General features: G+C 65.7%; 15 protein-coding genes. 9 read left to right on the top strand and 6 right to left on the bottom strand.

Features of this window, described 5'->3' with window-relative positions; genetic code table 11:
• Positions 1-29: 29 nt before the first annotated feature.
• On the top strand, positions 30-1,844 hold the full coding sequence (gene recQ / locus IEW81_RS06295) for a DNA helicase RecQ (RefSeq protein WP_097059945.1): 1,815 nt from the start codon (positions 30-32) through the stop codon (positions 1,842-1,844).
• A gap of 77 nt (positions 1,845-1,921) precedes the next feature.
• Positions 1,922-2,140 carry a three-helix bundle dimerization domain-containing protein gene (locus IEW81_RS06290; RefSeq protein WP_097059946.1) on the top strand — a complete coding sequence of 73 codons (219 nt, stop codon included), beginning with the start codon at positions 1,922-1,924 and terminating at the stop codon, positions 2,138-2,140.
• On the opposite strand, the gene IEW81_RS06285 is transcribed toward IEW81_RS06290, so the two are convergent.
• The 3 genes from IEW81_RS06285 to trxA are packed head-to-tail and all read right to left on the bottom strand — an operon-like array spanning position 2,126 to position 3,125.
• Positions 2,126-2,413 carry a hypothetical protein gene (locus tag IEW81_RS06285; RefSeq protein ID WP_143544630.1) on the bottom strand — a complete coding sequence of 96 codons (288 nt, stop codon included), beginning with the start codon at positions 2,411-2,413 and terminating at the stop codon, positions 2,126-2,128. The two genes, IEW81_RS06290 and IEW81_RS06285, sit on opposite strands and share 15 nt — an antisense overlap.
• A complete protein-coding gene (locus IEW81_RS06280) occupies positions 2,410-2,712 on the bottom strand; it encodes a PadR family transcriptional regulator (RefSeq protein ID WP_097059947.1) in 303 nt (100 codons plus the stop codon). The genes IEW81_RS06285 and IEW81_RS06280 overlap by 4 nt, the downstream gene beginning before the upstream one ends.
• Positions 2,713-2,750: 38 nt before the next feature.
• Positions 2,751-3,125, bottom strand: a complete 375-nt coding sequence (trxA, locus tag IEW81_RS06275; protein WP_097059948.1) for a thioredoxin — start codon at positions 3,123-3,125, stop codon at positions 2,751-2,753.
• 199 nt (positions 3,126-3,324) lie between these two features.
• Between trxA and IEW81_RS06270 the strand changes: the two genes are divergently transcribed.
• The 3 genes from IEW81_RS06270 to IEW81_RS06260 all read left to right on the top strand — a co-directional run bounded on the left by IEW81_RS06270 (position 3,325) and on the right by IEW81_RS06260 (position 6,528).
• Positions 3,325-3,501, top strand: coding sequence for a CsbD family protein (locus tag IEW81_RS06270; protein ID WP_097059949.1), 177 nt, complete (start codon positions 3,325-3,327; stop codon positions 3,499-3,501).
• A gap of 227 nt (positions 3,502-3,728) precedes the next feature.
• Positions 3,729-5,807, top strand: coding sequence for an acyl-CoA dehydrogenase family protein (locus tag IEW81_RS06265; protein WP_097059950.1), 2,079 nt, complete (start codon positions 3,729-3,731; stop codon positions 5,805-5,807).
• A gap of 10 nt (positions 5,808-5,817) precedes the next feature.
• Positions 5,818-6,528: a lysophospholipid acyltransferase family protein gene (locus IEW81_RS06260; RefSeq protein ID WP_097059951.1), complete on the top strand. Its 711-nt coding sequence runs from the start codon at positions 5,818-5,820 to the stop codon at positions 6,526-6,528.
• A gap of 239 nt (positions 6,529-6,767) precedes the next feature.
• On the opposite strand, the gene IEW81_RS06255 is transcribed toward IEW81_RS06260, so the two are convergent.
• On the bottom strand, positions 6,768-8,378 hold the full coding sequence (locus IEW81_RS06255) for a DHA2 family efflux MFS transporter permease subunit (RefSeq protein WP_097059952.1): 1,611 nt from the start codon (positions 8,376-8,378) through the stop codon (positions 6,768-6,770).
• Entirely contained in the window at positions 8,375-9,157 is a 783-nt protein-coding gene (locus tag IEW81_RS06250) for a TspO-related membrane protein (protein WP_097059953.1), read from the bottom strand. Before IEW81_RS06250 ends, IEW81_RS06255 begins: the two co-directional genes overlap by 4 nt.
• Before the next feature lie 91 nt (positions 9,158-9,248).
• Between IEW81_RS06250 and IEW81_RS06245 the strand changes: the two genes are divergently transcribed.
• The 4 genes from IEW81_RS06245 to IEW81_RS06230 all read left to right on the top strand — a co-directional run bounded on the left by IEW81_RS06245 (position 9,249) and on the right by IEW81_RS06230 (position 11,475).
• Positions 9,249-9,668 (top strand): MarR family winged helix-turn-helix transcriptional regulator, encoded by a 420-nt coding sequence (locus IEW81_RS06245; protein ID WP_097059954.1) that lies wholly within the window; start codon positions 9,249-9,251, stop codon positions 9,666-9,668.
• Between the two features lie 12 nt (positions 9,669-9,680).
• Positions 9,681-9,905, top strand: a complete 225-nt coding sequence (locus IEW81_RS06240; protein ID WP_268236632.1) for a neutral zinc metallopeptidase — start codon at positions 9,681-9,683, stop codon at positions 9,903-9,905.
• The gene (locus IEW81_RS06235; RefSeq protein ID WP_097059955.1) at positions 9,902-10,564 is read left to right on the top strand and encodes an MOSC domain-containing protein; all 663 of its coding nucleotides are present in this window, start codon (positions 9,902-9,904) and stop codon (positions 10,562-10,564) included. Before IEW81_RS06240 ends, IEW81_RS06235 begins: the two co-directional genes overlap by 4 nt.
• Before the next feature lie 71 nt (positions 10,565-10,635).
• Positions 10,636-11,475: a TerC family protein gene (locus tag IEW81_RS06230; protein ID WP_097059956.1), complete on the top strand. Its 840-nt coding sequence runs from the start codon at positions 10,636-10,638 to the stop codon at positions 11,473-11,475.
• Here the strand turns inward: IEW81_RS06230 and IEW81_RS06225 are convergent.
• The gene (locus IEW81_RS06225) at positions 11,465-11,614 is read right to left on the bottom strand and encodes a hypothetical protein (RefSeq protein ID WP_179691778.1); all 150 of its coding nucleotides are present in this window, start codon (positions 11,612-11,614) and stop codon (positions 11,465-11,467) included. The two genes, IEW81_RS06230 and IEW81_RS06225, sit on opposite strands and share 11 nt — an antisense overlap.

The raw sequence follows: 11,614 nt of genomic DNA, 5'->3' as shown, positions 1-11,614 counted from the left end.
TCGTCAGCGGTCGCTCGTACACTCGTCTAGTGACTCCTGCCGCCACTCTTCCTGCCCTCGGCGTTCTCGAGAAGACCTTCGGCTACGACAGTTTCCGCGGCCAGCAGGCTGAGATCATCCAGACCATCATCGACGGTGGCGATGCTCTCGTTCTGATGCCGACCGGCGGTGGCAAGTCCCTCTGCTACCAGATTCCGGCGCTCGTGCGCGATGGCACCGGCATCGTCATCTCCCCGCTCATCGCCCTCATGCAGGACCAGGTGGATGCCCTCTCCGCCGTGGGGGCACGCGCCGAGTTCCTCAACTCCACCCAGTCGTCCGACGAGAGGTTGAGGGTCGAGACAGCGTTCCTTGCCGGTGAGCTCGACCTGCTCTATCTCGCGCCGGAGAGACTGCGGGTCTCATCAACCACCACCCTGCTCGACCGCGGAAAGATCGCCCTGTTCGCGATCGACGAGGCCCACTGCGTGTCGCAATGGGGGCACGACTTCAGGCCCGACTACCTGCAACTGTCTGTGCTGCACGAGCGCTGGCCCAGCATCCCGCGCATAGCTCTCACGGCCACCGCGACCGAGACCACGCGTCGCGAGATCGCCGAGCGCCTCGACCTGGAGGATGCGCGGCAGTTCGTGTCGAGCTTCGACCGGCCGAACATCCAGTACCGCATCGAGGGTAAGCAGCAGCCGTTGCAGCAACTGCTGTCGCTGCTGTCGAGCGAGCACGCGGGTGACGCTGGCATCGTCTACTGCCTGTCGCGGGCGTCGGTCGAGAAGACCGCCGACTTCCTGGTGCAGAACGGCATCACCGCGCTGCCGTACCACGCGGGTCTCGACGCGAGGGTGCGGGCATCCAACCAGAGTCGCTTCCTGCGGGAAGAGGGCATGGTGATGGTGGCAACTATCGCGTTCGGCATGGGCATCGATAAGCCCGACGTGCGCTTCGTCGCCCACCTCGACCTGCCCAAGAGCGTCGAAGGCTACTACCAGGAGACGGGTCGCGCCGGTCGTGACGGCCTGCCCGCGACGGCCTGGCTGGCATACGGGCTTCAGGATGTGGTGCAACAGCGCCGCATGATCGACCAGTCCGAGGGTGAGCTGGCCCACCGTCGCAACCTCACGGCCCACCTCGATGCGATGCTCGCCCTGTGCGAGACGATCCAGTGCCGCCGTGTGCAGCTGCTCGGCTATTTCGGCCAGCCGTCCAGCGCCTGCGGCAACTGCGACACCTGCCTGTCACCGCCCGAGACCTGGGACGGCACGGTTCCCGCGCAGAAACTGCTGTCGACGATCGTGCGACTCAAGCGCGAGCGCAACCAGAGTTTCGGGGCGGGCCACCTGATCGACATCCTGCTGGGGAAGCAGACTCCCCGCGTCGCGCAGCACGGTCACGATGCACTCGCCACGTGGGGGATCGGGCAGGATGTCGGCGAGCAGGAGTGGCGGGGCGTCGTGCGGCAGTTGCTCGCCCAGGGGTTGCTGGCAGTCGAAGGGGAGTACGGCATCCTCGTGCTGACCGAGGCTTCGGCGACCGTGCTCGGTGGTTCGCGCACCGTGCTGCTGCGCAGGGAAGCCCCCAAGCGGTCGAAGGCTGCCAAGCGCGCTGTCGCTGCGCAGCTTCCTGTGGCGGCGGTCGGCATGTTCGAGTTGCTGCGCGCGTGGCGCTCGGCCGAGGCGCAGGCGCAGGGCGTGCCCGCCTACATCGTGTTCGGGGATGCGACGCTCCGCGGAATCTCGGTGACGAAGCCGTCGACTCTGGCCGAACTCGGCACGATCAGTGGTGTCGGTGAGAAGAAGCTCGAACAGTATGGTGAGGCGTTGCTTGCGGTCGTGGCATCCGAAGCATGACCAGCACTCGTGCAGCATCGGTACGGCCACGGCGAGCATACGTTGACGTGCTTCGTCGGGGGGCGCACACTTGCGCTATGCCCCCGCTTACCTCGAAAGCGTCCATCGATCGGCTTGTGGAACGTCTGGCGCTGCGGTTCCCGAAAAGCCATCGGGCGCACATCGAGTCGACCGTCGCGGAAGAGTATGCGGCTCTCTCCGATAGCCGCATCCGAACGTACATCCCGAATCTCGTCGAGCACCGAGCGCGGTCGCGCCTGCAGCGCGAGCTTCACCCGCTCTCACCGGGCGCCTGAACAGGTTGCGGCGCGACAGCTCCGAGGGGCCGCGGTGGCCCACCGGGCGTGGCGACGCGCGGCAACCGACGGCGGCATCCCGAGAACCTCCGGCCTATCGCGACGAAGGGTCGCTGTGAACAGCACGGCCCCGGCGGCGATGCTGGATGCCCGCACTCCAGCGTCTGCTGATCCGGCGATGTCTCCCAGCCATTCTCCGCGGTATCGTTCGCGGATTCCGAGCGGAAGGGCACGGGCGGCGGTCCGGACCACGAATCGAGCTGTGCGGCTCATGCCGTCACTCCCGCGGCACCGCCGAGTGCCGGTCGAGCTCTCACCGCCTGTCGTGCAGCGCTCGCCCCGTCGCCCGTGAGTTCGTAGAGGCGCCGGCGCGGTCCCGGTCGGTTCCGGTCGTCATCCCATTCCGAGGTGACCCAGCCGCTGCGTTCGAGCCGCTCGAGGATCGGGTAGACGCTGCCGGCCGGCCTGCCCGACTGCCGGATGACCAGGAGCCCCCACGTCGGCGCCGCTGCCGAGAGCAGCGACTGGAGTACGTCGACGGTGGCCGGGGTGATTCGAGAGAGGGGCTGCATCCTGCAACTCTATCTATATAGAGATAGAGGGCGACCAGCTACTCCGAGACGGTTTCCTGCTGCGCCGCGACCTGCTTGTGCACCTCGACCATGTCGAGCGCCCGCACGGCGTCGAGCACCTGGTTGAGCGCCGGAGCGGGGAGGGCGCCGGGCTGCGAGAACACGAGCACCCCATCCCGGAATGCCATCAGCGTAGGAATGGAGTTGATGCCGGCCGCGCCAGCGAGCTCCCGCTCGGCCTCGGTGTCGACCTTGGCGAACGTGATGTCGGGGTTGGCCTCGCTTGCGGCCTCGAAGATGGGTGCGAACTGGCGGCAGGGGCCGCACCATTCCGCCCAGAAATCCACGAGGGTGATGCCGGATGCGGCGACGGTGTCGCCGAACGCTTCGGAGGTGAGTGCAACGGTAGCCATGAACCCACCATACGTTGTGCTCGTCAGCTGAGGCTGCGACTGATCCGCACGGTCACGGCGGCCTCGAGGCCACTGGATGCAATGCTGGAGTAGAGAGTTCCGGTGTTGCTGCACGTGACATCCGGGTGCGTGCGAGTTTTGCACGCGAACAGCGCGTCACCTGGCCGGGTGCGCGCACTACTAACGAAAGGAGCACCTCATGGGTGCAGACGACAAGATCAAAAATGCCGCACAGGACCTGCTCGGCAAGGGCAAGGAAGCTACCGGAAACGTCACCAACAACGACAAACTTGTCGCTGATGGTAAGGCCGACCAGGTCAAGGCTTCCGCGAAGGGTCGCGTCGAAGACGTGAAAGACGCCTTCAAAGGTAAGTAATCCCGCTGCATCGCTGAAATTACCGGTCGGCACTGCGGGGTCGACCGGTTCCTTCTATCCAGTCGCCCCGATCAACAGTTGCCGCCCCGCCATCAGTTGCTACCCCACAAATTGATAGAACTCGAATTGTGGGATCCCCACAACCCACGCGATATCGTTCCGATTGCCATTTGGTGCCTCTCTACCGACTTCGTGCGGTCGCGGAGGGCCCGACGTACCGTAACTTTATGACCCAGCTCACCGACCGCCCCACGCAGCCAGCACCGAGCGTCAGCGCGGAGTCGCCAGCGACACCGACCGTCGACGTCGCAGCACTCGGCGAGCACCTCATGGGCCGCTGGGGCGACGTCCGTCGCACGGCTCGCGCCCTCGCCGCACGGCCCGACGTCAAACGCATTGAGGGCCAGTCCATGGCTGAGCATCGCGAGCGCACCATGGGCCAGTTGCGCGTGCTGGTCGACGAGAGGGCCGTGCACCGTGCATTCCCGAAATCCGTCGGCGGTGATGAGAATCACGGCGGCAACATCGCCGGGTTCGAAGAGCTCGTGCTCGCGGATCCATCGCTACAGATCAAGTCCGGCGTGCAGTGGGGCCTGTTCGGTGCTGCCGTGATGCACCTCGGCACCGAGATCCACCACCAGAAGTACCTCCCCGGCATCATGAACCTCGAGATCCCCGGCGCGTTCGCGATGACCGAAACGGGACATGGATCGGATGTGGCGGCCGTCGGCACCACGGCGACCTTCGATGTGCACACCGGAAGCTTCATCCTGAACACCCCGTTCCGTGCCGCCTGGAAGGACTACCTCGGCAACGCTGCAGTTCACGGCCGCGCCGCAGTCGTGTTCGCGCAACTCATCACCCAGGGCGTCAATCACGGCGTTCACGCCTTTTTCGTGCCACTGCGCGACGACAACGGGTTCCTGCCCGGCATCGGGGGTGAGGATGACGGGCTCAAGGGCGGCCTGAACGGCATCGACAACGGTCGACTGCACTTCACCGACGTGCACATCCCGCGCGAGGACCTCCTCAACCGCTACGGCAACGTCGCGGAGGATGGCACGTATTCCTCGCCGATCGAGAGCCCCGGTCGCCGCTTCTTCACCATGCTCGGCACGCTCGTGCAGGGTCGGGTGTCGCTGGATGGTGCGGCAGTGGTTGCGAGCAAGCTGGCGCTTACCATCGCCCTGACATACGGGGCTGAACGCCGGCAGTTCACCGCCGGAAGCGAGTCGAACGAGGAGGTCATCCTCGACTACCAGCGTCACCAGCGCCGGTTGCTGCCGAGGCTCGCCACCACGTATGCGATGTCATTCGCTCACGAGGTCTTCCTCGCCAAGTTCGACGATGTCTTCAGCGGCGCACATGACACCGACGCCGACCGCCAGGACCTGGAGACGATCGCCGCAGCGCTCAAACCGCTGAGCACCTGGGCTGCGCTCGACATCCTGCAGGAGTCGCGCGAAGCCTGCGGGGGCCAGGGATTCCTGGTCGAGAACCGCCTCACGTCGCTGCGTGCAGACCTCGATATCTACGCCACGTTCGAGGGCGACAATAACGTGCTGCTGCAGCTGGTCGCCAAGCGACTGCTCACCGACTACAGCCGCAAGTTCGCCCATGCCGGTGCAGGCGTGATGGCCCAGTTCGTCGTCGACCAGGTCAACGACGCCGCCATCAACCGCACCGGGCTGAGGGGCCTGGCGCAGAGCGTGCGCGATTTTGGCTCGACCGCGCGATCCGTTGGCAACATCAGGGATGAGGATTCCCAGCGCCAGCTGCTCACCGATCGGGTGCAGTCCATGGTCGCCGAGATCGCCGGTCGACTCCGCCCGGCATCACGGCTCTCGAAGGTTGAGGCTGCTGCTCTCTTCAACTCCAACCAGAACGCGCTCATCGAAGCGGCGCGGGCCCATGGTGAGTTACTGCAGTGGGAGGCCTTCACCGACGGCGTGAACGCGATCGAGGATGCCGGCACCAGGCAGGTGCTCACCTGGCTTCGCGATCTGTTCGGCCTGTCCCTCATCGAGAAGAATGCTGCGTGGTATCTCATTCACGGTCGCATTTCGGGCAGACGGGCTCAGGCGATCACGTCGTACATCGACGACCGCTTGCTGCCGCGACTTCGTGTGCACGCGCTCGACCTGGTCGCTGCGTTCGAATTCACCGCCGAGCACATCGGCGCGCCGATCGCCCTCGGTGAAGAGAAGGCGCGCCAGGCCGAGGCGCGGGACTACTACCGTGCACGGCGTGACGCGGGCACATTGCCGGTCGACGAGAAGAGCCTCATAAAGGGCCTACGCGCCTAGGCTTGACCCGATGATCAAATTCATGGCTCGGGCGTTCTTCGCGCCGGTCGCACGGCTGGTGTTTCGCCCGCGCATCCTCGGTAAGAGCAATGTGCCAAGATCCGGGGCGGTGCTCATGGCCAGCAACCACCTCTCGTTCATCGACAGTGTGGTGGTGACGCTGGTCGCGCCGCGTTCCATCTCCTTTCTCGCGAAGTCCGAGTACTTCACCGGCACCGGGCTCAAGGGGTGGCTGTCGCGTTCTTTCTTCTCCGGAATCGGGGCGATCCCCGTCGAGCGTGGCGCCGGCCACGCCGCGCAGGAGGCGCTCGACAGCGGACTCAAGGTGCTGCAGGATGGCGGCGCCTTCGCGATCTACCCGGAGGGCACGCGCTCTCGCGACGGCCGGCTCTACCGCGGCCGCACCGGCGTCGCTTGGCTGGCGCTCACCGCAGGCAGTGTCGTCATCCCCGTCGCGCTGACCGGCACCGAGAACCTTCAGCCCCCCGGCGCGAAGTGGGTTCGGCTGGCGCAGGTGACCGTCGAGTTCGGGCCCCCGATGGATCTGGCCGCTCACGGGCCGGCCACCTCCGGGCGCGCACGTCGCACCGCCACCGACGATGTGATGGAGGGGATCCAGCGCATGAGCGGCCAGGAGTTTGCCCACGAATACAACGAGCCGCCGCCTGCGAACGTTGCGGAGCGTGTGCGCCGCGTCTTCCGCCGCCGCGGCCGCCACTAGGCACCGGCCGCACCCCACCCATCGCCGTCCACGGGCTCAGGTGCGGCAAAAGCATGCTCAGCGTGCCGCCGAAGATGTCATTGCCGCACCTCACCACGTGGGGTGTGGGCGAGGAGGGCAAGGTGGTCTCGACCGTAGTCCGGGCGGTTGAGGTCGATCCGCGACCGGGACGATGGTTCGACCTCGGTGCGGCTTTCCACCACCTTCGTGCGGCTGCCTCCTCCGGTTCTCCGGAAGGCTCAGCCCTGCTGCTGCTTCTCCCGCTGCTCTCGCTGTTCCCGCTGCGCGGAGGGGGCCCCGCCGAGCCTGAGGGTGGCGAGGAAGCCGAGCGCGAGGAAGCCGGCGGCTGCGAGGGCCGCATACCGGGTCGAGTCGCTGAAGGCGGCGCGAGCGTCAGCAGCGGCATCCGGAGACTGTGCGTCGAGCCCGGGGATCGCTGTGCCGGCCGAGTCGACGACGGCATCCACGATCTGGGTGCGTACCGCCTGCGGGATCTCGGGCCGATCGTCAAGCCTGGCCGTGAGCCCAGCCCCGAGTGAGGCGAACAGGATGGTTCCGAGGATGGCGATGCCGAGCGCTGAGCCGACCTGCCGGGCCGTCGACTGTGTGCCAGAACCCTGCCCACTCTGCTCGACCGGAACATCCATCAGCACGACTCCCGTCAGTTGGGCGGTCGCACTTCCGACGCCGAAACCGTAGACGAAGAGGCCGGGCACGATCTGCCACCACTGAGCTTCAGGGCTGATGGAGAGCGCAACCATCACGACTCCCACGATCTCGGCGACGATGCCCACTTGCACGATCAGCACGGGCGCGATGCGGTTGCCGAAAGCGCCGGCGAATCCACTGGCCACGAATGAACCGATCGCGAGGGCGAGGATGACCAGCCCGGTCTGAAGCGCGTCGTAGCCGAGCACGTTCTGCAGCCAGAGTGGCAGGGAGAGAATGATGCCGAACTCGCCGAGCGAGACGATCATCGCGGCGATGTTTCCGTTGCGGAAGGAGGAGATGCGCAGCAGCCCGAATGCGAGCATCGTTGACTGGCCAGCCCGCTCACGGCGCAGGCCCCACGCGATGAACGCCACGAGGGAGACCAGAGTCAGGGCGAAGACGAACGGGATCGGTGAGACCTCGAAGCTCCAGAACGAGGGCGGGGTGTCGCTGAAGAACCAGCCGAAGGTCCGGCCTTCGATGAGCCCGAAGACGAGGGAAGCGAAGAGTACAACAGACAGCGCGGCACCCACGATATCCACTCGTCCGGGCGCACCAGGCTCGCGGGATTCGAGGGCGAACACCAGCACGCCGATGACGATGATCACGCCGAGCGGCACGTTGATGCCGAAGGCCCAGCGCCAGGAGAAGTAGGTGGTCAGCCAGCCGCCGAGCAGGGGGCCGACGGCCGCCATGCCTCCGATGGTCGAGCCCCAGACCGCGAACGCTATCGCGCGCTCCTTGCCACGGAATGTGGAGTTGATGATCGACAGTGATGAGGGAAGGATCATGGCGCCACCGACTCCCTGCACGAGTCGTGAGGCGATCAGCAGGTCACCACTGGACGACAGCGCGGCCAGGATCGAGGCGAGGGCGAAAACGACGACGCCGATGAGCAGCACCCGGCGGCGGCCGAACCGGTCGGCGAGCGTGCCGAACACGAGCAGCAGCGAGGCGAACACGAGCGTGTAGCTCTCCTGCACCCACTGCACCTGGGTCGAGGTGATGCCGAGCTCGTCGACGATCGAGGGGATCGCGACGTTGACGATCGTCGAGTCGACGATGATCAGGGCAACGGCGACGCTGATGAAGATGAGACCGATCCAGCGTCTGCGGTCGGGCTGTGCGGTCTCGCTCATGCTGCTTTCACCGCACCGGGGGTGAGGCGGATGATCGCGGTGACGGCGACGATCACGACGACGCCGGCGATGGCCGCGATGCCTGTCGGCGTGGAGATCAGCTCACCCGTGAGTCGCCCGACGGACACCCAGGCAATGCCCCAGCTGAGTGAGATGGCCGGCGCGATGCGACCCTTGCCGACGATGGCGAGCATCACCCCGACGGCGGCTGCCACGGCCAGCACGAACACCGCCCATGCATCCGGCGACAACCCGAAGCCGTCGAATCCGGCCGCCGTCAATACGGCAGCAGCGTTGGCGGCGGTCGCGATGCTGACCCAGCCGAGATAGAGCCCGATCGTGCCGTCGGTCAGCAGGGCATCGATCGCGCCGCTCGGGCGGTACCGCAGGCAGAGCACGAACGACCAGCCGAGCACGCCGAGAAGAATGGCGATGATCGGCAGGCTGAGCGGCAGCAGGTCGAACTGCACACTGAGAATCCACGCCGCGTTCAGGATGAGGGATGCCGCGACCCAGTAGCCGAGACGGCGGTGACGCTCGGCGCTCGACTGTGTGGGCAGAAACTGCCACACCGCGTACGCGATGAGCCCGAGGTAGATGACACTCCAGATCGAGAAGGCGGGAGTGTCTGGCGCGACAAGGGTCGAGGTCGCGCTCAGGGCTCCGCCGGCGGCATCCTGTATCGGCGTGCCTCCCGCAGCTCCCGAACCGACGAAAGACCCGATCACAGCGACGACTGCGCTCGCGCCGACGGTGATCTGACGGACTATGTCTCGCATTTCCCTCACGGTAGCCTCCTCGGCAACAATTGATAAGCTGGCTTACTAATTGACCGTAGCATTGAAGAAGCCGCAGCACTGGAGGCCCGGAATGTCAGAGTCTGTCGATGACTGGCCCCTCGGGCGGCTGCTGTCGATGGCGGCGCGGCTCGTGGAGCACTCCTGGAATGATGCGCTCGAGCAGCGCGGCCTCACTCATGCCGGGCTCATCGCGCTGCACTTCCTCGATGCGGGGCCCCTCAATCAGACGGAGCTCGCGCGGTCGGCCAGGGTCGAGAACCAGACCATGTCGCGCACGGTGGAGCGACTGGAGCGCGAAGGGCTCGTGCGGCGCGAGGCAGATCCCCGAGACCGTCGGCGGCAGATCGTGAGCCGGACTGAGGCGGGAACGGCGGCGTGGGCATCCACTCGCGACCTCGAGGCCGAGCTCTTTCCCCGGCTCGAGCACCCCGACCACTTGCGCGCGCAACTGATTGAGATCATCCATCGTTCGTCAGAAGGTCGCTGGTAGTACCGTCTGACCATGACGTTCAACGACAACGCCCGCATCAACCCAGGCAGGGTGTCGCGACGCGGGCGCAACACCGGCATCGCGGTCGGCGACGATCGTATCCAGCAATCGACGCAGGTGCAGGTCACGCCCGAGACCTGGACCCACGGCTCTGGCGAGAAGCGCCAGCAGTGGTTCACGACCGGCCTGAATGGTGGCCCGGGCGCGTGCAATACCTTCGAGGTCGCGAACCCATGAACGACGCCCGCCTCGCATCGGTGAACATCGGCACGGGCATTGCCAACCCGCACAAGAAGACGCACCTCACCGGCATCAACAAGCTCGCCCAGCCCGGCCGGTGGGAGGTACGGGCACCCGGCCCGAAACAGGGCGGCCTCCGTAGCGGCCTCGTGGGTGATTTCGTCGGCGACCCCCGCCACCATGGCGGAGATTCGCAGGCGCTCTACGCCTATGGTCGCGAAGAGCTGGATGACTGGGAGTCTCGGCTCGGCCGCGAACTGCCCAATGGGTTTTTCGGTGAGAACCTGACCACGACCGGGCTCGATGTCAACGGCGCGCGGCTTGGTGAGGTCTGGCAGGTAGGCGACATCGTGCAGTTGAGGGTGACCACGCCGCGAATTCCGTGCAACACCTTCCGCGGGTGGGTGGGTGAGCGAGGATGGCTGAAGACATTCACGGCCGCCGCGCGGCCGGGCGCGTACCTGAGCGTGGTCACGCCGGGCTTCATCAGCGCGGGGGATGCGGTCATGGTCATCCATCGCCCTGACCACGACGTGACGATCGAGTTGAGCTATCGCGCGCTCACGCTGGAGCGTGAGCTGCTGCCACGGTTGCTTGCGGCGGGCGATGACCTCGACCCCGAACTCCGCGAGACGGCCGTGGGGACTGCTCGCTGAGCGTCGGCCGGAATGTCGGTGAATTCGTGGATTCGTGGATTCCGTGCCTCGGATTTCTATAGTGTTTTATTGTGGACTTATCTTTGGAATTCTCGCCCGACCTGATCGTCGCCTTCCTTACGCTCTTCGTGCTGGAGATCGTACTGGGCATCGACAATGTCATTTTCATCTCGATCCTGGCGAGCAAGCTGCCAGCCGAGCAGCAGGCGAAGGCACGTAACCTCGGGCTGTCGCTCGCGATGATCACCCGCATCGGCCTGCTTTTCGTCGCTTCGTGGATCATCTCGCTGACGAACGACCTGTTCGAGCTGTTCGGGATGGGCTTCTCCGGGCGCGACCTGATCCTGATCGTCGGTGGATTGTTCCTCATCTACAAGGCTGTGCTCGAGATCCACGAGAAGCTCGAGGGTGGCGGGGAGAAGGGCGGCAACGGGAAGGCCGTGACCTTCGGTGCGGTCATCGCCCAGATCCTGCTGCTCGACATCGTGTTCTCGTTCGACTCGGTGATCACGGCGGTCGGCATGGTGGACAGCCTCCTGGTGATCGTCGTCGCCGTCGTGCTGTCGTTCGGCGTCATGCTGTTCTCGTCGAAGTACATCTTCGCCTTCGTCAATAAGCACCCGACCGTGAAGATGCTCGCGCTCGCGTTCCTCGTGCTGATCGGCGTGACCCTGATCGCCGACGGTTTCGAGGTGAAGATCGACAAGGCCCTCATCTACGTGCCGATCGCGTTCGCGATCATCGTCGAGGCCCTGAACCTGAGGTACAGGTCACGCCAGGAGAAGAAGTCGGGCACGCATGTCGATCCCGTGAAGCTCCGCCAGCCCTACACAGAGGCTCAGGATGACGACGCCACCGCCGCCGCGACATCCAGTGGCCCCACCGATGGCCCGAGGGGAGCTATTTCGTAAGAACAGGTTCGTTCGCGAAGTTCGGCACGAGGCCAGGGAACGCGATCGCGGCGATGATCGCCAGTGCGGTCAGGATCACGACGATACCGATGCCGGAGAGTGCGACGAGACCGAGGGCGCCGATTGTGCGAAAGAACAT

It is taken from the genome of Salinibacterium xinjiangense (assembly GCF_014645015.1).
GTDB classification, from domain to species: Bacteria; Actinomycetota; Actinomycetes; order Actinomycetales; family Microbacteriaceae; genus Rhodoglobus; species Rhodoglobus xinjiangensis.
The sequence above is the reverse complement of the archived record's forward strand: the minus strand, read 5'-3'. Positions and strand labels throughout refer to the sequence as shown.